We start from the raw sequence: 18,077 nt of genomic DNA, 5'->3' as shown, positions 1-18,077 counted from the left end.
ATGGGTCACACCAGTTCGCCGTCGCGTGCCACGATCCGGCCGCCGTGCACCACCATGTCCCGCTGCGGCATGTCGACGACGGCCTGGGGCACGCCCTCGCCGCGTACGAGGATGAAGTCGGCCGGGGCGCCCGGGGTGAAGTCGGCGTGCCGCAGGCCCATGACGTCCGCGCCGCCGTGGGCGCCCACGCGGTAGCAGTCCGTCAGCTCCTCGTCGAGGCGGACGTCGGTGACCCAGCCGAGGATGTGCGTGCGGTGGAGCATGTCGGCGTTGCCGAACGGGCTCCACGCGTCGCGCACGCCGTCGGAGCCGAGGCCGACGCGCACCCCGTGCTCCCGCAGCTTCGCTATCGGCAGGACCAGCGACTCGTTCGGCGCCACCGTCGTCAAGGAGATGTCCAGCTCGCCCAAGTCGGCTGCCATCCGGCCGAGTTCGGTGTCGGACAGGTTCGGCAGGCAGAAGACATGGCTGACCGTGACCTTGCCGCGCAGGGACAGCGCGCGGGTGCGGTCGATGATGGCGCGCAGCACCTTCGTGCCCTTCTCGTCCCGGTCGTGCAGGTGGATGTCCACCCCCACCCCGTGCCGGTCCGCGAGGCCGAAGACCACGTCGAGCTGCTCGTCCATCGCGCCGTCGAAGCTGATCGGGTCGATGCCGCCGACGAAGTCGACGAGACCGGAGCGGGCCGCCTCTTCGAGGAGTTCCGCCGTGCCGGGCGCGCGGACCACGCCGTGCTGCGGGAACGCCACGATCTGCACGTCGAGCGCGTGCCGCAGCCGGTCCCGCGCGTGCGCGACGCCTTCGAGCCCCGCCAGGTCATAGGCCGGTGCCACGTCCGCATGGGCCCGCATCGCGCGCGTGCCGCGGGTCACGGCGTGCGCCATCAGGCCGTAGGCGCGCTCGCCGACCGGCCGGGACTGGCTCTTGAACAGCTCCACGTCCTGGGCCACGTAGTCGGCGATGCCACTGGCCGGCTTCCGCGTGACCCAGGAGCCGCCCCACGTGGTCTTGTCGGGGTGGATGTGCGCGTCCACGAGGGACGGCAGGGCGATCCGGCCGCCGCCTTCGACGACCTTGGCGCCCTTGGGCGCGGGCCGGCCCGAGATCCGGCCGTCGACCACTGTGAGGTCGACGGGGGTGCGCCGGCCGAGCGGGCGCACGTTGCGGAACACGGTGGCCTTGGCGGCTGCGGACGCGGATGCGGTGGGGGTGCCGGTCGACAGCGCGGCGCCGGCGCCGGCGAGGGCGGCGCCGGCGAGCACGCCGCGGCGGGACAGGGGTGTCATGGGGGACTCCTTCGGGCGGGGGAGGAGCGGGGCGGCGGAAGGGGGGCGTCCGCAGTTTGTATACCAGCGCCTGGTGTGCCGCAAGGGTGTGTCGGAAGTGCAGCGATATAAGGGTGGGTATGGGCGGGGATTGCTCAGCCGTGCGGGGTGCTTGAGCGGTTTGGTATACAGAGTGTTCGGTGGGCCCCTCGATCAGCCCTGTCGGCCCTCGAAGCCCTCCGCACTCGCTGTGTCCTCCGCGCCCTCTGCGAAGAGCGACCGCAGGGCCACCGCCTGGCTGTCCCGTACGTGGAGCAGCGTGCTCGCCGCCGCCGTGTCCTCGTCGCCCGCCGCGATGTGCCGGTAGATGAGCCGGTGCTGGGCCCGCATGTGGTCGGGCTCGGCGCGCATGCCGAAGAGGAGCTGGAGCTGCCAGCTCAGCTGCTCCATCGTGCGGGCAAGCAGCGGATTGCCGGAGAGGGCGACGATGCCCTCGTGGAACGCGGTGTGGGCGGCGACCTCGCGCGCCCCGTCGTCCGCGTCCGACGCGCGCTCGGCGTGGTCGAGGGTGGCCCGGAGCGCGGCGAGGCCCGGCGGTTCCTCCGGGGCGTCGCGCGCCACCCGGCGGGCCGCGAGCCGGGACGCCTGGACGGCGAGGGGCTCCCACACCTCGTACAGATGCCGTACGTCGGCGCGCTCCAGGCGGCGCACCCGCACACCGCTGTGCGGCAGCAGCTCCAGCAGGCCCTCGGCGACCAGCGCGCGCAGGGCCTCGCGGACGGGAACGCGGGACATCCGGAGCTCCTCGGCGACCTCCCGCTCCACCAGGCGGGCGCCGAGGGCGTAGCGGCGGTCGACGATGCGCTGCCGGACGGCCTCGCGCGCCTGGGCGCTCAGCGACGTCCGCTCGGCGCCGCCCGCCGTGGCGTCCGCCGCGCCGCTCGCCGTACTGCCCGCCACGTGCACCGTCCTCCGCTCGGTCCGGGCCCGCGGCCCCGGGGGACGTCCGCCCCGCCGTGGAGGATAGCCGGGCGGGCGGCGGGTCAGCCTCCGGTGACGCGGCGGTCCGCGTACTCGAAGACGGAGCCGTCGGGGTGCATCGCGATGAGGTTCCGGCCGGCCGGGGTGGGGACCGGGCCCGCGACGACCCGCGCCCCGGAGGCGTTCAGGATCGTGTACGCCTCGTCGACGTCCTCGACCGCGATGGTCGCCGCGACCTTGCGGAGCACCTCCAGCTCGTGCTCCGGGCCGCTCATCAGCAGGAAGCAGCCGACCGCCGCGACGGAGACGCCGCCGCGTTCGAAGCGCAGGGCCTTGCCGCCCGCGAGCCGTTCGTAGAACGCGACCGAGGACTCCAGGTCCTCGACGCAGATCCGCAGCGTGGTTCCCAGGATCTCCATGGTCGGAACGATTTCATGATTGCCCGTTCGGCCGCCACCGCCTCGGGCGAGAAGAGCGCCCAACTCCCTTCCGCCGCACGCCCGCACGCCCGCACGCACGTCGGAGGGCGGCACCGTGCGGTGCCGCCCTCCGTTCGCCGTGCGCCGTCCTCAGGACTGGGGACGGCTGCCGTGGTTCGCGCCGTTCTTGCGGCGGGCCTTCTTCTTGCGGCGTCGCTTCGAGGACATGGATACCTCCGTGGTTCCGATGGTGCTTCCCGGGTGCGAATCCGGACGATCACGCCCCGCCTACCCTAGGGGACAACCGGCCATGGTGTGTCCCGCGTCACGTGCGGGTCCGGGTCGCGCTGCGGTGTCTCGTGGGCCCGGGAGCGGGTACCCGGCCGCCATGACTGGCCCCGAGAAACCACTGACCAGCCCGGAGAAGCCACTGACCAGCCCGGAGAAACCACTGACCGGCCTCGACAAGGGCCTGACCGACGAACTGGTCCGGACGATCCGCGCCGAGCTGCGGGAAGAGCTGCGCGAGCAGACCAAGAAGCAGCGTCGCAAGGCCACGCTGTACGCCGCGTCCGGCGCCGCCGCCCTCTACGCGGGTGCCGCGGCGGCCCTGGCCGTCGGCCTCGTCATCGACCTCGGCCTGCCCGACTGGGCGGCGGCCCTCATCGTGGCGGGACTCCTCGGCGCGGCGGCGGTCCTGCTGCGCAACGCGGCGCGACCGCAGCCCGGCAAGGACGCACAGGATGCCGGGGACGCCGGGGCGCTGCCCGAGCCGGGCGGCAGCGGACTCGCCGCCCCCGCGACCCCGCCCGGCGGACTCGGCGTCCCCGACGCCCCACCGATGCCCCCCACCGCCCCGCCGGTGCCGGAGACCCCGCCGCGCCGGACCACCTGAACCCGAACGAGTTCCGGCGACGCGGGCAGAGTCACCGATACGACGTAGCCGTGGACGTAGGCCTGGGGGGTCCCGCCGCCGAGTCGGCGCCGCCCCCGCCCCGTCAGCGCCCCGCCCACCCCGTGACGCCCACCACCTCCGCCGCGATGTCCCTCACCTCGCGGCCGTCCGTGGTGACGCGGTGTGTGTCGGGGACGGCGTGCTCGTCCAGGTGGCGGGCCATGAACGTACTTCTCCGCAGCTGCTGTTCGAGTTCCGAGCCGCGCTCGCGGGCGGTGAGGCGCTGCTCGGCCGTGCTGTCCGTCGCGGTCAGCAGGACGCGGATGAGGCGCGGGCCGTCCAGCGCCCGGGTGAAGAGGTGTTCCTCGGCGGCCAGGACACTCGCCGTATTCGTGTAGACGAGTCGGCCGCAGCCGAGCGCGCGGTAGTTGGCCCAGATCGCCGCGAGATTGCGGCCCGTGATCCCTGAGCGGTCCGGGTCGTCCGGCGGCGCCGGGTGCACCGCGTCCAGGAGGTCGCCCTCGATCAGGGCGTGGCCGATGTCGGCCGCCCGCAGCAGGGCCGCCACCTCCAGGCCGACCGACGACTTGCCGACGCCCGACCGGCCTCCGATGAGCAGCACTTCCGCGCCCCTGCCCGCACTCATGCGTCTCTCCTCATGGGCCGAGCCTCCCAGGGCGCCCCGGCCCGACGCGACCGGAAATCAGAGCGCGGCTCTCAGGAAAGAGCGCGGCCCTCAGGACAGAGCGCGGCTCTCAGGCGACCCGGAACTCCTCCACGTCCTCCGTGCGCAGCTGCAGGCCGTGGCCGACGCCGCCGCCCGGGCGGACCACGCCCCCGGTCGGGTCGAGCGCTCCGTCGAAGAACATCGACTCGATCCGCACGTGGTCGTGGAACCACTCGATGTGCCGCAGGTTCGGCACGCAGGCAGCGGCCGCCGCGTGCGCGTGCGGCGCGCAGTGGCCCGACACCTCCAGGCCGTGCGCCTGGGCGAGGGCCGCCGCGCGCAGCCACTCCGTGATCCCGCCGCAGCGCGTCGCGTCCACCTGGAGGCAGTCCACGGAGGGGATCATGCGGGCGAAGTACGGGAGGTCGTAGCCGTAGCCGCCCGCCGTCACGTCGCACACCAGGGCGTCCCTGACGAGCGAGAGCCCCCGCAGGTCGTCCGAGGAGACCGGCTCCTCGAACCAGCCGACGCCGTGCTCGGCGAGCACCCGGCCCACCCGCACCGCCTGTTTGCGTGTGTAGCCGCCGTTCGCGTCGACGTACAGCTCGGCCTGCGGGCCGATGACGTCGCGCGCGGTGCGGACCCGGGACACGTCGCGGGCGGCCGACCGGCCCCAGGCCTCGCCGACCTTGATCTTGACGCGCGGGATGTGCTGGCCGTGCACCCAGCCGTTCAGCTGGGCCGCCAGGTGGGTGTCGTGGTACGTCGTGAAGCCGCCGCTCCCGTAGACGGGCACCTCGTCGCGGGCCGCCCCGAGAAGGCGTACGAGAGGCAGCTCCAGGAGGCGGGCCTTGAGGTCCCACAGGGCGATGTCGATCGCCGAGATCGCGCACCCGGCGGCGCCGGGGCGGCCGGTGTTGCGGACGGCCTGGGTCATCGCGTCGTGCGCGGCGGGGATGTCGAGGGCGTCGAGTCCCTTGATGACGGGGGTGAGTTGCTCGTCCACCAGGGCCGCCACGGTCGCGGGGGCGTAGGTCCAGCCGGTCCCCGTCGCGTCGCCCGCCGTGACCTCGGCGACGACGATGGTCGTGGTGTCCCAGGCGAAGGTGCCGTCGGCCTCCGGAGCGTCGGCGGGCACGGTGTAGGCGGAGACGACGGGTCGTTCGAGGGGAACTTCGTGGTTCATCGGGTCTGTCCTGGGTCGTGACGCGTGGTGAGCGGGTGCCGGGTGCTTTCGCCGGCACCCGCGGGGCGCCGGGTCGTGCGTGTCATCGCAGCGCACCGTCCCCGGGTGTGGCGGGCGGGGCGCTCTGGAGCTGCGGCAGGACCTTCGTGCGGTAGAAGTCGAAGAAGCCCCGCTGGTCCGGGCCGATCTGGCTCACGTACACGCGGTCGAAGCCCGCGTCGGTGAAGGCGCCGAGCGTGCCGACGTGTTCGTCCACGTCGTCGCCGCACGTGAAGGAGGAGGCGGCCATCTCGTCGGTGACCAGCGGGTCGAGCTGCTCGAAGTGGCGCGGCGTCGGCAGGAGTTGCGCCATTTCGCCGGGCAGTAACTGACTGCTCCACAGCTCGCGCGCCCGGCGCACCGCGGCCTCGCGGTCGATGCCGTAGCAGACCTTGACGCCGCCGCTGACCGGCTTGCCGCCGCCACCGCCCTTGCGGTAGCGGGAGACCAGCGTCTCGTCGGGCGTCATCGTGATGAAGCCGTCGCCGATACGGGCGGCGAGCGCCGTCGCCTTGGGGCCGAAGCCCGACACGTCGATGGGCACGGGCTCGTCCGGCACCGTGTACAGGCGGGCCTTCTCGACGGTGTAGTGCGTGCCGTGATGGTTGACCTCCTCGCCGGTGAAGAGGTTCCGCATCACCTGGACGGCCTCCTCCAGCATCTCCAGGCGGACGTGGGCGGGCGGCCAGGGCCCGCCCAGGATGTGTTCGTTGAGCGCCTCGCCCGTGCCGACGCCGAGCCGGAAGCGGCCGCCCGTCAGTACCGCGCTCGTCGCCGCGGCCTGCGCCACGACCGCCGGGTGCATGCGCACGGTCGGGCAGGTCACCGCGGTCTCCACGGGCAGCGACACCGCCTCCGCGAGTGCGCCGATCACCGACCAGACGAACGGGCTCTGCCCCTGCGCCGCGTTCCACGGGTGGTAGTGGTCGGAGATCCACAGCGCCTGGAATCCGGCCTGTTCGGCCATCCGGGCCTGCTCGACCAGTTCGGCGGGACCGAACTCCTCGGTCGCCAGGAAATATCCGTACTCGGGCATGGGGGGTTGCACCTCCGGTGGGCGGCGGAGCTGGATGAATACGGCTGCGGGTAACCCCTGGGCGCCCGGGGCAAACGGCGCTCGGGCGGCGTCCCTCCGGCGGGCTCCCGGCATCCGCGGCGGTGAATTCCGCGGCCCGGGGCGGGAGTTTGGCGTCCGCCGCGCAGGGGCACGCGGGGGGTCCGACCGCGCCGGACCCGACCCTCCGGAGGCGCACGTGAGCCGACCCCGCATCGTCATCGTCGGAGCCGGGTTCGCCGGTTACCGCACCGCCCGCACCCTGTCCCGGCTGACCCGGCACAAGGCCGACATCACCCTGCTCAACCCGACCGACTACTTCCTCTACCTGCCGCTGCTGCCGCACGTCGCCACGGGCGTCCTGGAGCCGCGGCGCGTCACCGTCTCCCTCTCCGGCACGCTCCCGCGCGTACGCCTCGCGCTCGGCGAGGCCGACGGCGTCGACCTGGAACGGCACGAGGTGACGTACACCGACCCGGAGGGACAGCGCGGTGAGCTGCCGTACGACCGGCTCGTCCTGAGCGTGGGCAGCGTCAACAAGCTGCTTCCCGTGCCGGGCGTCGCCGAGCACGCGCACGGCTTCCGCGGCATGCCCGAGGCGCTGTACCTGCGCGACCACATCACCCGCCAGCTGGAGCTCGCCGCGACCGCGCCGGACGCGGCGACCTGCCGGGCCCGCTGCACCTTCGTGGTCGTCGGTGCCGGCTACACCGGCGTCGAACTCGCCGCCCACGGCCGCCTGTTCACGGACGCCCTGGTGCGCAGGCAGCCGCTGCGGCAGGGCATCAGGCCCCGCTGGCTGCTGCTCGACATCGCCGACCGCGTCCTGCCCGAACTCGACCACCGGCTCTCGTCCACCGCCGACCGCGTGCTGAGGCGGCGCGGCGTGGACGTCCGCACCGGGACCTCCGTCAAAGAGGCCACATCCGACGGAGTACTTCTGGACGACGGGGACTCCGTCGACACACGCACCCTCGTCTGGTGCGTCGGCGTACGCCCCGATCCGCTCGTCGCGGGACTCGGCCGGCCGCTGGAGCGGGGACGGCTGCGCGTCGACACGTTCCTCCAGGTGCCGGGCCACCCCGAGGTGTTCGCCTGCGGGGACGCCGCGGCCGTGCCCGACCTGACCAGGCCCGGCGAGTTCACCCCGATGACCGCCCAGCACGCCTGGCGCCAGGGCGCGACGGCGGGACGCAACGTCGCCGCGTCGCTCGGCTTCGGCACCCGGAGCACCTACCGCCACCGCGACCTCGGTTTCACCGTGGACCTCGGCGGCGCCCAGGCCGCCGCCAACCCGCTCGGCGTGCCGCTGTCCGGGCCGCTCGCCGGAGCCGTCACCCGCGGCTACCACCTGGCGGCGATGCCCGGCAACCGCGTGCGGGTCGCCGCGGACTGGCTCCTGGACTCCCTGCTGCCGCGCCAGGCCGTGCAGTTGGGGCTCGTCCGCTCGTGGTCCGTACCGCTGGAGTCCACCTCGCCGGAGGTGGCCCGCGTGCCGCACCAGCGGACGAAGGGGAGCACGCCGCCCGAGAATGCCACGACCCCGATGCCTGAGGAGGGCCCCGATGCCGACCAGCACCGCACAACTTGATGCGCTCGCGCAGCAGTTGCGTGTCGACTCCGTCCGGGCCGCGGCCGCCGCAGGATCCGGACACCCCACCTCGTCGATGTCCGCCGCCGACCTGATGGCGGTCCTCGTCGGCCGCCATCTCCACTACGACTTCGAACGCCCCGACCACCCCGGCAACGACCGCTTCATCCTCTCCAAGGGCCACGCGTCGCCGCTCCTCTACGCCGCGTACAAGGCCGCCGGAGCGCTCACCGACGACGAACTGCTCACCTTCCGCGAGCACGGCAGCCGCCTCGAAGGCCACCCCACACCGCGCACCCTGCCCTGGGTCGAGGTCGCCACCGGATCGCTGGGGCAGGGGCTGCCCGTCGGCGTCGGCATGGCCCTGTCCGGGAAGCGGCTCGACAGGATCCCGTTCCGCGTCTGGGTGCTGTGCGGCGACAGCGAACTGGCGGAGGGCTCCGTGTGGGAGGCCGCCGAGCACGCCGGGTACGAGCACCTCGACAACCTCACCGCGATCGTCGACGTGAACCGCCTCGGCCAGCGCGGCCCGACCCGCCACGAATGGCAACTGAGCGCCTACGCCGACCGGTTCAAGGCCTTCGGCTGGCATGTGGTCGAGACCGACGGACACGACGTCGACGCCGTCGACCGCGCCTGCCAGGAAGCCGGCTCCACCGCCGGACAGCCCACCGTGATCCTCGCCCGCACCGTCAAGGGCAAGGGCGTCGCCGCCGTGGAGAACCGCGAGGGCCTGCACGGCAAGCCGCTGCCGGACGCCGAAGCGGCCGTCGAGGAGCTGGGCGGCGCACACGAGGTTCGCGTGGAGGTGCGCAGGCCGGCCGCCGCGCGGACGCTGCACGCCGTGCGCAGCGGCCACCTCGAACTGCCGCGCCACGCCCTGGGCGACGCCGTCGCGACCCGCACCGCCTACGGTCAGGCGCTCACCGCGCTCGGCACCGCACGCGGCGACGTGGTGGCCCTGGACGGCGAGGTCGGCGACTCGACACGGGCGGAGTACTTCGCCAAGGAGCACCCCGACCGGTTCTTCGAGTGCTACATCGCCGAACAGCAACTCGTCGCCGCCGCCGTCGGACTGGCGGCCCGCGGCTGGGTGCCGTACGCCTCGACGTTCGCGGCGTTCCTGACCCGCGCCCACGACTTCGTGCGGATGGCGGCGGTCAGCGGCGCCGACATCAACCTCGTCGGCTCGCACGCGGGCGTCGCGATCGGCCAGGACGGCCCGTCCCAGATGGGCCTGGAGGACCTGGCGCTCTTCCGCGCGGTGCACGGCTCCACCGTCCTGTACCCGTGCGACGCCCACCAGACCGGGCAGCTCGTCGCCGAGATGGCAGGACTCGACGGAATCCGCTACCTGCGTACGTCACGCGGGGACGCGCCCGTCATCTACGGACCCGACGAGAGGTTCCCGGTCGGCGGCTCCAAGGTGCTGCGCTCCAGTGACGCGGACCGGCTGACCGTGGTGGCGGCGGGGGTGACCGTCCACGAGGCGCTGACCGCTGCGGACGCGCTCGACCGCGAGGGCGTCCCCGTGCGCGTCGTCGACCTGTACTCCGTCAAGCCCGTCGACCGCGACGCCCTGCGCGAGGCGGCCGAGCGCACCGGCTGCCTGCTCACCGTCGAGGACCACCGGGAGCAGGGCGGCCTCGGCGACGCGGTCCTCGACGCGTTCACCGACGGCAGGCCGGTGCCGCGCCTGGTGCGGCTCGCGGTGCGGACGATGCCGGGCTCGGCGTCACCGGCGGAGCAGCTGCGCGCCGCCGGCATCGACGCGGAGTCGATCGTGGTGGCGGCGCGGCTCCTGGTGGAGCAGGGCGTGGTCCGCTGAGCCTGAGCGCGATCATCGGTGCCCGGCCGCCCTGAACCAGGCATTGGCCGACGGGCAGAACATCAGCGCCGTCGCCGTGAGCGCGGCGGCCAGGTGCAGCACGACCCCCGTGCCGGCCGGCCAACGGTCGGGCCAGGCCGCCAGGGTCGGCGCTGCCAGCGCCCCGAACGCCCCCAGGGCGCCGGTCAATGCCCAGCGCGGCCAGCGGGATCCGCGCCGCAGCCGCACCGCGACCAGGACGACCGCGGAGAACAACGCCATACGCAGCAGGAGCCCTCCCGTGAACCCACCGATGAACCCACCGATGAACCCGCCGGTGGACGCGTCGAGGTCACTGCCCCCGGACGCCTCCCTGACGACCGTGAGCACCATCGCGAAGACGCCTGCGGCGGCCGCGGTGAGCCACAGCGCGAAGGCCGCCCTGACAGCGGCGGGCGCGGGCGGCTCGTCGGTGCCGGGCAGCATGCGGGCGAGGAGCCCGGGTTCGGGGGAGCGGGGCCGGGGGCGGGGGACTCGGGGCAGGGCGGGGTGGGAGACGGGGGCGCCGGGGGACCGCCGGTCAGGACCGGAGGCGTTCGTCACATGGGTGTTGTGCGTCAGAGAGCTGTGCTTCATTGCGGGCCTCACAGGAGCGGGACGACTGGTCGACACGGTCCGATCCTTCCGGCCGGGAGCCCGTGCGGCACGCCCGCCGTCCCCCGGTTTACGGGTGGTGTCAGCCACCCTCCCGACCAGGGTGAACACCACCGTGTCGGTGCGGCCGGGGCGACTACCGGACCTGACGCTGGGTACTCGCCGGGTCACGTCGCACTTGGCGAACCGAGCCGAAGGGACCCCCATGAACGACGTACGGACGGTGCGGGCCGGCCGCCGCACCGTAGAGCTGCACCGACCGCAGAAAGTCCTCTTCCCCGGCCTCGACGGCAAGGGAAAGGGCGGCGGAGGCACCGAGGGGGACCACGGCGGCACGGGCCACACGAAGGCCGACCTCTTCGACTACTACCGGGCCGTCGCCCCCTTCATGTTGCCCCACCTGCGCGACCGGCCGCTGATGCTGGAGCGCCACCCGGACGGTGTCGACGGCCCGCAGTTCATGCAGAAGGACACCCCGGACCACTATCCGGACTGGATCACCCGCGTCGAGGTGGCCAAGGAGGGCGGCACCGTCACCCACACCGTGTGCGACGACACGGCGACCCTGCTCTTCCTGGCCGACCAGGCCTGCGTCACCCTGCACCGCTGGCTCTCCCGCACGGCCCGGATCGACCGCCCGGACCGGATCGTCTTCGACCTGGACCCCTCGACGGACGACTTCGGCGCGGTGCGCGACGCCGCACGCCTCCTCGGCGAACTGCTCGACCACATGAACCTGCCGTCCGCCCTGATGACGACGGGTTCGCGCGGGCTGCACGTCGTCGTGCCGCTCAACGGCCACCACGACTTCGACGACGCCCGGGCCTTCGCCAAGGACGTCGCCGACACCCTCGCCGAAGCACATCCCGAGCGGCTCACCACGGCCGCCCGCAAGAAGGACCGCGGCGACCGGCTCTACCTCGACGTACAGCGCAACGCGTACGCGCAGACGGCGGTGGCGCCGTTCTCGGTGCGGGCCAAGCCCGGGGCCCCGGTGGCCGTGCCCATCGCCTGGGAACAGCTCGACGACCCGGCGGTGCACGCCCGCAGCTGGACCATCGACAACGCGGTGGAGCAGGCCCGCACCGACCCGTGGGCCGGTGTTCTGCGCTCCGGGCGCGCGCTCGGCCCCGCCCGCCGCAAACTCCGCGCACTGCGCGGCTGACCGCCCGGCGTCCTGGCCGGACACGCAGCGATCACGTTTGGCCAAGGCTCTTCGGGTAACCCGGTGAAGGAGGTGAACATGGCCAATACGTCACGTAAGACCACAGAAGACACAGACAACAAGTCATCAGGCGAAAAGACTTCTGATGAGAAGGCGTCGCAGGCCGCGGACGGTGAGAAGGCGGCGCTCCCCGGCCCCATGGCGGTGCTCCGCCACGCCAGGGAACAGCTCGCCGAGCTGACCGGCATGACGCCCGAGTCCGTGTCGTCCTTCGAACGCACCGAAGACGGCTGGCTGTTGGAGATCGAGGTCCTCGAACTCTCCCGTGTCCCCGACACGATGAGTCTCCTCGCGAGCTACGAGGTGCAGCTGGACCCGCAGGGCGAGCTGACGGGCTACCGACGGCTCCGCCGTTACGAGCGCGGACGCTCCGAACCCCGCGGCACCGGCGGCCGCTAGCAGGAAGGCCGGACCGGACAGCGCAGGACAGGACCGGAGAAGGGCAAGCCAAGACAGGACAGCCAAGACAGGACAAGAGCACCCAAGACCCAAGGAGGCACAGTCGGCATGACCGTAGTCCCGGCACAACAGTCCGGCGGCGGAGGCGGCACCAGTGGCCTGTACGACGTCGTGGAGCTCATCCTCGACCGAGGACTCGTCATCGACGCCTTCGTACGCGTTTCGCTCGTCGGTATCGAGATCCTGAAGATCGACGTCCGTGTCGTCGTCGCGAGCGTCGACACCTACCTCCGGTTCGCCGAGGCGTGCAACCGCCTCGACCTGGAGACCGGAAAGAAGAAGGACCCCGGCCTGCCCGACCTCGTGGGCGAGATCACCGAGTCCGGCGCCAAGGGCAAGTCCAAGGGAGCGCTCTCCGGAGCCGCCGAGACCATATCGGACGCCTTCAAGCAGTCCCGTGAGGAAGGCCAGCGCCAGACCGAGGACCGGCCGAAGCGCCGTTCCACCACGTCCCGCCGGAAGGAGGAGCAGGAGTGACCACCTACGTCTACGGCATCGCGAGCAGCTCCCACCCGGCGCTGCCCGAGGGCATGGAGGGCATCGGCCGGCCGGCCTGCCCCGTGCGCATCCTGAAGAGCGGTGAGCTCGCCGCCATCGTGAGCGACGCCCCCGAGGACCTCAAGCCCAAGCGGCGCGACCTCCTCGCGCACCAGAACGTCCTGTCGGAGGCCGGCGCCGCGGGCTCCGTGCTGCCGATGCGCTTCGGCAGTCTGGCCCCGGACGACGAGACGGTCACCTCCGTGCTCGGCGAACGGGCCGACCACTACTTGGAGCGGCTGCGCACCCTCGACGGCAAGGTCGAGTACAACGTGAAGGCCTCCCACCACGAACAGGCCGTACTGCACCAGGTCCTCGCCGAGAACCCGGAGCTGCGCGCGATGGTCGAGGCCAACCAGCGCCAGGGCGGCGGCACCCACGAACAGAAGCTGCAGCTCGGCGAGATGGTGACCTCGAACGTGCGGGCCCGCGAGCAGAGCGACGCCGTCGAGGTGCGGCGCGCCCTGGAACCGGCCGCCGAAGCGGTCGCGGACGGCCCGGAGAGCAGCGGCTGGCTGGCGAACATCTCGTTCCTGGTGAACCGCAAGTCCGCCGAGGGCTTCCTCCAGGCCGTCGAGGAGCTGCGGGCCACCCAGCCGCACCTGGACCTGAGGGTGCACGGTCCGCTGCCCCCGTACAGCTTCGTCGACCCGGGACCCGCCAAGTCCGCGGAGTGAGAGTGACGGCATGGGCCTGATCGGTGAACTGCTCCTGCTGCCTCTCGCCCCGGCCCGCGGCTCCCTCTGGGTGCTCAGGCAGGTGGTCGACGAGGCGGAGCGGCAGTACTACGACCCCTCGGCGATCCGTCGTGAACTCTCCCGCCTCGAGGAGCTCCTGGAGGCGGGAGAGATCGACGAGGCCGAGTTCGAGCGGCGCGAGGACGAGCTCCTCGACCGACTGCAGCACAGCACAGGACAGGACTTCTGAGAATGAACCGAATGGCAGTGGGCCTCGCCGTGGGCGCGGGATACGTCCTCGGTCGCACGAAGAAGGCGAAGTTCGCGTTCGCCGTCGGCACCATGGTGGCCGGCAAGCGGCTCAACCTGAGCCCCAAGGCGCTGGGCGCCTTCGTGAACCAGCAGCTGCAGAACAACCCGCAGTTCAAGGAGATCGGCGACCAGCTCCGCCAGGACATGCGGGGCGTGGGCAAGGCGGCCACGGGATCGCTCCTCAACCGGCAGCTCGAAGGTCTCGCCGACCGGCTGCACGACCGCACCCTCGGCGTCCAGGACCGCATCGCCGGCGTGGTGCCGGGCCAGGCGGACGACGCCGACGAGGACGAGGACACCGAAAGCCGCGACGAGGACCGGGAACAGGACGAGGACCGGGACGAGGACGCGGAGCCCGAGCGGTCGCCGCAGCGCAAGAAGGCGCCGTCGAAGCGGACCGCCAGGAAGCCGGACGAGAAGCCGGACGCCAAGTCCGCTCCGAAGGCCGCCGCGAAGAAGACCCCGGCCAAGAAGAGCCCGCAGAAGACAGCCCGTAAGACCGCGCAGAAGAAGTCCACCGCGGCGGCGCGCGGCACCGCCCGCAGGGCCGCGTCGTCGTCGGCCCGCAGCGGCGGCAGGGCGAAGGGAGGCAGCGACCATGGCTGAGTCACCACTGAGCAACATCACGCGCAGCCCGGCCGCCGACCGCCTGAAGGAAGAGGCGCAGGCCTACTTGATGGCGCAGGTCGAGCGCATGCTCGTCGGCGTGGGCCACCGGCTCGGCGACGCCACCGTCAAGCTGAACGACATAGCGGAGGGCAAGAGCCCCGGCTTCGGCAAGCTGGCGGCCCAGGCGGGCAAGAAGGTCGCCGAGGGCAAGGGCCCGGTGCGCAGCGCGCTGGAACTCGGCGGCAGCCACCTGAAGGACTCCGTGAAGGGCGCCGTCCAGAACATCGGCGGCGGCAAGCGCAAGAAGGGCGGCGCGGGCCAGAAGCCGACGGTCATCATGGAGTACGTCGACGTGGGCGTGCCGCTCCGCGAGGCGTACGACCAGTGGACGCAGTACCAGGAGTTCTCCACGTTCGCGAAGGGCGTCAAGGGCGCCACCGTGGCGAACGACACGGACTCCGACTGGAAGCTCAAGGTCTTCTGGTCCAGCCGCAGCTGGAAGGCGCACACCACCGAGCAGGTGCCGGACCAGCGCATCACCTGGACCTCCGAGGGCGGCAAGGGGACGACGAAGGGCGTCGTCACCTTCCACGCGCTCGCCGAGAACCTCACCCGGGTGCTGCTGATCATCGAGTACTACCCGAAGGGCCTCTTCGAGAAGACCGGCAACATCTGGCGCGCCCAGGGCCGCAGGGCCCGCCTGGACCTCAAGCACTTCGCCCGGCACATCACGCTGCGCGGCGAGGCGAGCGACGGCTGGCGCGGCGAGATCCGCGACGGCGAGGTCGTCCGCAGCCACGAGGACGCCGTGGCCGAGGAGGAGGAGGAGCACGCGGACGAGCACGAGACGCAGGACGAGCACGAGGACGAGCCCGAGGCGCAGGACGAGCCGGAGTCCGAGTACGACGAGGAAGAGGACGAGCGGGAGGACGAACCGGCCGAGGAGTACGAGGACGAGGACGAGCCCGAAGAGGCGGAGGACGAGGAACTCCGGGGCGAGCACGACCACGAGCTCGATGAAGAGGACGAGCTCGAGCCGGAGGACGAGCCCGAGGACGAGTACGACGAAGAGGCCGAGGACGAGGCCGACGCCGACGAGGAGAAGCAGCGCGAGTACGCCGAGTCGGCCGGCGGCGGACGGGCCCGTCGATGACGACCTCCTCTGGCGGCGGACTGCCCGGCCCCTACGGCGGAGGAGGCGGCGGGGCCAACCTCGCCGACATCCTCGAACGCGTCCTGGACAAGGGCATCGTCATCGCCGGCGACATCAAGATCAACCTGCTCGACATCGAACTGCTCACCATCAAGCTCCGCCTCATCGTCGCCTCCGTGGACAAGGCCAAGGAGATGGGAATCGACTGGTGGGAGGGCGACCCGGCGCTCTCCCAGGGGGCGCGCCGCACGGAACTCTCGCGGGAGAACGCCGAGTTGCGCCAGCGCCTCGCGGAACTGGAGGAGCGGATGTCCCTGGAGCCGGCCGACAAGGAGACACATGAACGCCGTGAACGATGATCCGCACGGCGACGGCCCGCGCCACGACGACCTGCGGTACGTCTACGCGGTCTGCCGCCCCTTCACCGCACCGCTCGCCGCCGACCTCACCGGGGTCGGCGGCGTGCCGCCCCGGCGCCTGGAGCACGAGGGCCTGGTCGCCCTGGTCGGCCCGGTGCCGGAGCGGGACTTCGCGGAGGACGCGCTCCGCGCCCACCTGGAGGACCTGGACTGGCTCGCCGACACGGCCCGCGCGCACCAGCGGGTGATCGACGCGCTCACCTCCGTCACCTCACCGCTGCCGCTGCGCCTCGCGACCGTCTTCCGTGACGACAGCGGCGTACGCGCCATGCTGGCGGACGGGGCCGAGCGCTTCCACCGCGTCCTCGAACGGATCGACGGACGCGTCGAGTGGGGCGTGAAGGTCCACCTCCTGCCGAGCGAGGAGTCCGCGGCGCCGCAGGCCGCCGCGCCGGCCCGGCAGACCGGGCCGACCAGCGGGCGTGACTATCTGCGCAGGCGGCGCAGCCAGCGCACGGCGCAGGAGGAGGGCTGGCAGCGGGCCGAGGCCTTCGCCCGGCGGCTGCACGAGACACTGTCGCGGCACGCCGAGGACTCCCGGCTGCACGCGCCGCAGAACGCGGAGCTGTCCCGCACGCCGGGCCGCAACGTCCTCAACGCGGCGTATCTGGTGAGCCGCGAGGACTCCGAGGAGTTCGTCGAGCTCGTGGACCGCACGAAGGACGAGGACGAGGGGACGAGCCGGCTGCGGGTGGAGCTGACGGGGCCGTGGGCCGCGTACTCCTTCACCGGCGACGAACGCGCCGACGAAGAGAAGGACCGTGCCGAATGACCGTCGTCGAACGCCGCGAGATCGCCCTGGTCGACCTGCTCGACCGGCTGCTCGCGGGCGGCGTCGTCATCAAGGGCGACATCACCCTGCGGATCGCGGACGTCGATCTCGTACGCATCGACCTCAACGCGTTGATCAGCTCGGTGAACGAACAAGTGCCGTCGCCGTGGCCGGACAGGGAGTGAACCATGGAACCGGAGCGCCGCGACGAACACCGCAAGCGCATGGACCTCGACCCCGACACCGTGGAGCGGGACCTGGTGAAACTGGTCCTGACCGTCGTCGAACTCCTCCGTCAGCTGATGGAGCGACAGGCGGTGCGCCGCTTCGACACCGGTGAGCTGACCGAGGACCAGGAGGAGCGGATCGGCCTCACGCTGATGCTCCTGGAGGACCGGATGGCCGAACTCCGGAACCGGTACGGGCTGCGGCCCGAGGACCTGAACCTGGACCTCGGGCCGCTGGGCCCCCTGCTCCCCAGGGAGTGACCCGCTCCGGCGGTGAGCCTGGCGGCTCACTTCCGGCAGAGCACCTCCCCGTGCAGCACCGCGAACCACGCGTCCTGCCGGCCGCCCCACTCCCGCCACGCCGCGGACACGGCGCGCAGCTCCTCCACGTCCGCGTGGCCGCCCGCCACCGCGCGCTCGGCGTACGTGGAGGCGACCGTGCGGTCCGCCCACAGGCCGCTCCACCAGGCCCGCTCCTCCTCGGAGCTGTAGCACCAGGTGGCGGCGGTCGCGGTGATGCCGGTTTCCGCGAAACCGGCCTCCAGGGCCCAGGACTTGAGCCTCCGCCCCGCGTCGGGCTCGCCGCCGTTGGCCCGGGCCACCCGCAGGTAAAGGTCCAGCCAGTCGTCCATGGCGGGCAGCTCCGGATACCAGGTCATCGCCGAGTAGTCCGCGTCGCGGACCGCCACGATGCCGCCAGGCCTGCAGACGCGGCGCATCTCGCGCAGCGCCCGCACCGGGTCGCCCACGTGCTGGAGCACCTGATGGGCGTGGACCACGTCGAACGTGTCGTCGGGGTGGTCGAGTTCGTGCACGTCGGCGACGGCGAACCCGACATTGCGCAGGCCGCGTTCGGCGGCGGTGGCGCGTGCCGTGTCCAGGATGCCGGGGGCCCGGTCCACGCCGGTGACATGGCCGTCGGGGACCAGCGCCGCGAGGTCCGCGGTGATGGTCCCGGGGCCGCAGCCGATGTCCAGGACCGTCATGTCGGGCTTCAGCGACCCGACCAGGTAGGCGGCCGAGTTGGCGGCGGTGCGCCAGGTGTGCGAACGCAGCACGGACTCGTGGTGCCCGTGCGTGTAGACGGCGGTCTCCTCCGGCATGGCGGAACTCCTTCGGGTGCGATGTA

Annotated in this window: 23 protein-coding genes; 14 read left to right on the top strand and 9 right to left on the bottom strand. The window is 72.5% G+C overall.

The annotated features are described in order from the left end of the window. Nucleotides 1-5: 5 nt before the first annotated feature. The 4 genes from ACH4D5_RS07800 to ACH4D5_RS07785 all read right to left on the bottom strand — a co-directional run bounded on the left by ACH4D5_RS07800 (nucleotide 6) and on the right by ACH4D5_RS07785 (nucleotide 2,893). Complete coding sequence (locus tag ACH4D5_RS07800) at nucleotides 6-1,286, bottom strand: amidohydrolase (protein ID WP_398299676.1); 1,281 nt, start codon at nucleotides 1,284-1,286, stop codon at nucleotides 6-8. A 192-nt stretch (nucleotides 1,287-1,478) separates the two neighbouring features. Beyond that, nucleotides 1,479-2,225 carry a GntR family transcriptional regulator gene (locus ACH4D5_RS07795; protein WP_398299674.1) on the bottom strand — a complete coding sequence of 249 codons (747 nt, stop codon included), beginning with the start codon at nucleotides 2,223-2,225 and terminating at the stop codon, nucleotides 1,479-1,481. Nucleotides 2,226-2,308: 83 nt separating this feature from the next. After that, entirely contained in the window at nucleotides 2,309-2,665 is a 357-nt protein-coding gene (locus ACH4D5_RS07790; protein ID WP_398299672.1) for a VOC family protein, read from the bottom strand. A 150-nt stretch (nucleotides 2,666-2,815) separates the two neighbouring features. Continuing rightward, complete coding sequence (locus ACH4D5_RS07785) at nucleotides 2,816-2,893, bottom strand: 50S ribosomal protein bL37 (RefSeq protein WP_370443954.1); 78 nt, start codon at nucleotides 2,891-2,893, stop codon at nucleotides 2,816-2,818. Nucleotides 2,894-3,053: 160 nt separating this feature from the next. Here ACH4D5_RS07785 and ACH4D5_RS07780 point away from each other — a divergent pair, with 160 nt between their 5' ends. Next, the gene (locus ACH4D5_RS07780) at nucleotides 3,054-3,560 is read left to right on the top strand and encodes a phage holin family protein (RefSeq protein WP_398299670.1); all 507 of its coding nucleotides are present in this window, start codon (nucleotides 3,054-3,056) and stop codon (nucleotides 3,558-3,560) included. Between the two features lie 103 nt (nucleotides 3,561-3,663). Here the strand turns inward: ACH4D5_RS07780 and ACH4D5_RS07775 are convergent, their stop codons facing one another. From ACH4D5_RS07775 to ACH4D5_RS07765, 3 genes are all read right to left on the bottom strand, one after another. Next, complete coding sequence (locus ACH4D5_RS07775; RefSeq protein ID WP_398299668.1) at nucleotides 3,664-4,206, bottom strand: hypothetical protein; 543 nt, start codon at nucleotides 4,204-4,206, stop codon at nucleotides 3,664-3,666. 109 nt (nucleotides 4,207-4,315) lie between these two features. Next, nucleotides 4,316-5,413, bottom strand: a complete 1,098-nt coding sequence (locus ACH4D5_RS07770) for an enolase C-terminal domain-like protein (RefSeq protein ID WP_398299667.1) — start codon at nucleotides 5,411-5,413, stop codon at nucleotides 4,316-4,318. Between the two features lie 82 nt (nucleotides 5,414-5,495). Then, entirely contained in the window at nucleotides 5,496-6,488 is a 993-nt protein-coding gene (locus ACH4D5_RS07765; protein ID WP_398299665.1) for a TIGR03557 family F420-dependent LLM class oxidoreductase, read from the bottom strand. Nucleotides 6,489-6,705: 217 nt separating this feature from the next. Between ACH4D5_RS07765 and ACH4D5_RS07760 the strand changes: the two genes are divergently transcribed. Together ACH4D5_RS07760 and ACH4D5_RS07755 are read left to right on the top strand one after the other, a co-directional pair. Continuing rightward, on the top strand, nucleotides 6,706-8,097 hold the full coding sequence (locus ACH4D5_RS07760) for an NAD(P)/FAD-dependent oxidoreductase (protein WP_398299663.1): 1,392 nt from the start codon (nucleotides 6,706-6,708) through the stop codon (nucleotides 8,095-8,097). Then, nucleotides 8,072-9,925, top strand: a complete 1,854-nt coding sequence (locus ACH4D5_RS07755) for a transketolase (protein ID WP_398299661.1) — start codon at nucleotides 8,072-8,074, stop codon at nucleotides 9,923-9,925. Before ACH4D5_RS07760 ends, ACH4D5_RS07755 begins: the two co-directional genes overlap by 26 nt. 12 nt (nucleotides 9,926-9,937) lie before the next feature. Here the strand turns inward: ACH4D5_RS07755 and ACH4D5_RS07750 are convergent, their stop codons facing one another. Then, complete coding sequence (locus ACH4D5_RS07750) at nucleotides 9,938-10,540, bottom strand: hypothetical protein (protein WP_398299659.1); 603 nt, start codon at nucleotides 10,538-10,540, stop codon at nucleotides 9,938-9,940. A gap of 223 nt (nucleotides 10,541-10,763) precedes the next feature. Here ACH4D5_RS07750 and ligD point away from each other — a divergent pair, with 223 nt between their 5' ends. The 11 genes from ligD to ACH4D5_RS07695 all read left to right on the top strand — a co-directional run bounded on the left by ligD (nucleotide 10,764) and on the right by ACH4D5_RS07695 (nucleotide 17,209). Beyond that, the gene (gene ligD, locus ACH4D5_RS07745; protein ID WP_398299658.1) at nucleotides 10,764-11,723 is read left to right on the top strand and encodes a non-homologous end-joining DNA ligase; all 960 of its coding nucleotides are present in this window, start codon (nucleotides 10,764-10,766) and stop codon (nucleotides 11,721-11,723) included. Between the two features lie 78 nt (nucleotides 11,724-11,801). Next, nucleotides 11,802-12,182: a gas vesicle protein gene (locus ACH4D5_RS07740; RefSeq protein ID WP_398299656.1), complete on the top strand. Its 381-nt coding sequence runs from the start codon at nucleotides 11,802-11,804 to the stop codon at nucleotides 12,180-12,182. Between the two features lie 108 nt (nucleotides 12,183-12,290). After that, nucleotides 12,291-12,719, top strand: coding sequence for a gas vesicle structural protein GvpA (locus ACH4D5_RS07735; protein ID WP_398299654.1), 429 nt, complete (start codon nucleotides 12,291-12,293; stop codon nucleotides 12,717-12,719). Next, entirely contained in the window at nucleotides 12,716-13,456 is a 741-nt protein-coding gene (locus ACH4D5_RS07730; RefSeq protein ID WP_398299652.1) for a GvpL/GvpF family gas vesicle protein, read from the top strand. Before ACH4D5_RS07735 ends, ACH4D5_RS07730 begins: the two co-directional genes overlap by 4 nt. Nucleotides 13,457-13,466: 10 nt before the next feature. Beyond that, entirely contained in the window at nucleotides 13,467-13,706 is a 240-nt protein-coding gene (locus ACH4D5_RS07725; RefSeq protein ID WP_362992984.1) for a gas vesicle protein GvpG, read from the top strand. 2 nt (nucleotides 13,707-13,708) lie between these two features. Next, nucleotides 13,709-14,374, top strand: a complete 666-nt coding sequence (locus tag ACH4D5_RS07720) for a DNA primase (protein WP_398299650.1) — start codon at nucleotides 13,709-13,711, stop codon at nucleotides 14,372-14,374. Beyond that, entirely contained in the window at nucleotides 14,367-15,530 is a 1,164-nt protein-coding gene (locus tag ACH4D5_RS07715; RefSeq protein WP_398299648.1) for an SRPBCC family protein, read from the top strand. Before ACH4D5_RS07720 ends, ACH4D5_RS07715 begins: the two co-directional genes overlap by 8 nt. Beyond that, nucleotides 15,527-15,889, top strand: a complete 363-nt coding sequence (locus tag ACH4D5_RS07710) for a gas vesicle protein (RefSeq protein ID WP_398299646.1) — start codon at nucleotides 15,527-15,529, stop codon at nucleotides 15,887-15,889. The genes ACH4D5_RS07715 and ACH4D5_RS07710 overlap by 4 nt, the downstream gene beginning before the upstream one ends. Further along, nucleotides 15,870-16,721, top strand: a complete 852-nt coding sequence (locus tag ACH4D5_RS07705) for a GvpL/GvpF family gas vesicle protein (protein ID WP_398299644.1) — start codon at nucleotides 15,870-15,872, stop codon at nucleotides 16,719-16,721. The genes ACH4D5_RS07710 and ACH4D5_RS07705 overlap by 20 nt, the downstream gene beginning before the upstream one ends. Further along, the gene (locus ACH4D5_RS07700; protein ID WP_362992974.1) at nucleotides 16,718-16,906 is read left to right on the top strand and encodes a gas vesicle protein; all 189 of its coding nucleotides are present in this window, start codon (nucleotides 16,718-16,720) and stop codon (nucleotides 16,904-16,906) included. Before ACH4D5_RS07705 ends, ACH4D5_RS07700 begins: the two co-directional genes overlap by 4 nt. Nucleotides 16,907-16,909: 3 nt before the next feature. Further along, nucleotides 16,910-17,209 carry a gas vesicle protein K gene (locus ACH4D5_RS07695; protein ID WP_398299642.1) on the top strand — a complete coding sequence of 100 codons (300 nt, stop codon included), beginning with the start codon at nucleotides 16,910-16,912 and terminating at the stop codon, nucleotides 17,207-17,209. A gap of 26 nt (nucleotides 17,210-17,235) precedes the next feature. Here the strand turns inward: ACH4D5_RS07695 and ACH4D5_RS07690 are convergent, their stop codons facing one another. Further along, nucleotides 17,236-18,051, bottom strand: a complete 816-nt coding sequence (locus ACH4D5_RS07690) for a class I SAM-dependent methyltransferase (RefSeq protein WP_398299640.1) — start codon at nucleotides 18,049-18,051, stop codon at nucleotides 17,236-17,238. Nucleotides 18,052-18,077 lie beyond the last annotated feature (26 nt).

This window comes from Streptomyces sp. NPDC018029 (assembly GCF_044327655.1).
Lineage (GTDB): Bacteria > Actinomycetota > Actinomycetes > Streptomycetales > Streptomycetaceae > Streptomyces.
This window is presented reverse-complemented; position numbering and strand designations above follow the sequence as displayed.

Coding starts and splice junctions, on each gene's coding strand:
- ACH4D5_RS07725 (WP_362992984.1), top strand. CDS start 13,467: ATGGGCCTGATCGGTGAACTGCTCCTGCTGCCTCTCGCCCCGGCCCGC.
- ACH4D5_RS07755 (WP_398299661.1), top strand. CDS start 8,072: ATGCCGACCAGCACCGCACAACTTGATGCGCTCGCGCAGCAGTTGCGT.
- ACH4D5_RS07695 (WP_398299642.1), top strand. CDS start 16,910: ATGGAACCGGAGCGCCGCGACGAACACCGCAAGCGCATGGACCTCGAC.
- ligD (WP_398299658.1), top strand. CDS start 10,764: ATGAACGACGTACGGACGGTGCGGGCCGGCCGCCGCACCGTAGAGCTG.
- ACH4D5_RS07700 (WP_362992974.1), top strand. CDS start 16,718: ATGACCGTCGTCGAACGCCGCGAGATCGCCCTGGTCGACCTGCTCGAC.
- ACH4D5_RS07735 (WP_398299654.1), top strand. CDS start 12,291: ATGACCGTAGTCCCGGCACAACAGTCCGGCGGCGGAGGCGGCACCAGT.
- ACH4D5_RS07740 (WP_398299656.1), top strand. CDS start 11,802: ATGGCCAATACGTCACGTAAGACCACAGAAGACACAGACAACAAGTCA.
- ACH4D5_RS07775 (WP_398299668.1), bottom strand. CDS start 4,206: ATGAGTGCGGGCAGGGGCGCGGAAGTGCTGCTCATCGGAGGCCGGTCG.
- ACH4D5_RS07710 (WP_398299646.1), top strand. CDS start 15,527: ATGACGACCTCCTCTGGCGGCGGACTGCCCGGCCCCTACGGCGGAGGA.
- ACH4D5_RS07715 (WP_398299648.1), top strand. CDS start 14,367: ATGGCTGAGTCACCACTGAGCAACATCACGCGCAGCCCGGCCGCCGAC.
- ACH4D5_RS07785 (WP_370443954.1), bottom strand. CDS start 2,893: ATGTCCTCGAAGCGACGCCGCAAGAAGAAGGCCCGCCGCAAGAACGGC.
- ACH4D5_RS07690 (WP_398299640.1), bottom strand. CDS start 18,051: ATGCCGGAGGAGACCGCCGTCTACACGCACGGGCACCACGAGTCCGTG.
- ACH4D5_RS07720 (WP_398299650.1), top strand. CDS start 13,709: ATGAACCGAATGGCAGTGGGCCTCGCCGTGGGCGCGGGATACGTCCTC.
- ACH4D5_RS07705 (WP_398299644.1), top strand. CDS start 15,870: ATGAACGCCGTGAACGATGATCCGCACGGCGACGGCCCGCGCCACGAC.
- ACH4D5_RS07800 (WP_398299676.1), bottom strand. CDS start 1,286: ATGACACCCCTGTCCCGCCGCGGCGTGCTCGCCGGCGCCGCCCTCGCC.
- ACH4D5_RS07750 (WP_398299659.1), bottom strand. CDS start 10,540: ATGAAGCACAGCTCTCTGACGCACAACACCCATGTGACGAACGCCTCC.
- ACH4D5_RS07790 (WP_398299672.1), bottom strand. CDS start 2,665: ATGGAGATCCTGGGAACCACGCTGCGGATCTGCGTCGAGGACCTGGAG.
- ACH4D5_RS07770 (WP_398299667.1), bottom strand. CDS start 5,413: ATGAACCACGAAGTTCCCCTCGAACGACCCGTCGTCTCCGCCTACACC.
- ACH4D5_RS07765 (WP_398299665.1), bottom strand. CDS start 6,488: ATGCCCGAGTACGGATATTTCCTGGCGACCGAGGAGTTCGGTCCCGCC.
- ACH4D5_RS07780 (WP_398299670.1), top strand. CDS start 3,054: ATGACTGGCCCCGAGAAACCACTGACCAGCCCGGAGAAGCCACTGACC.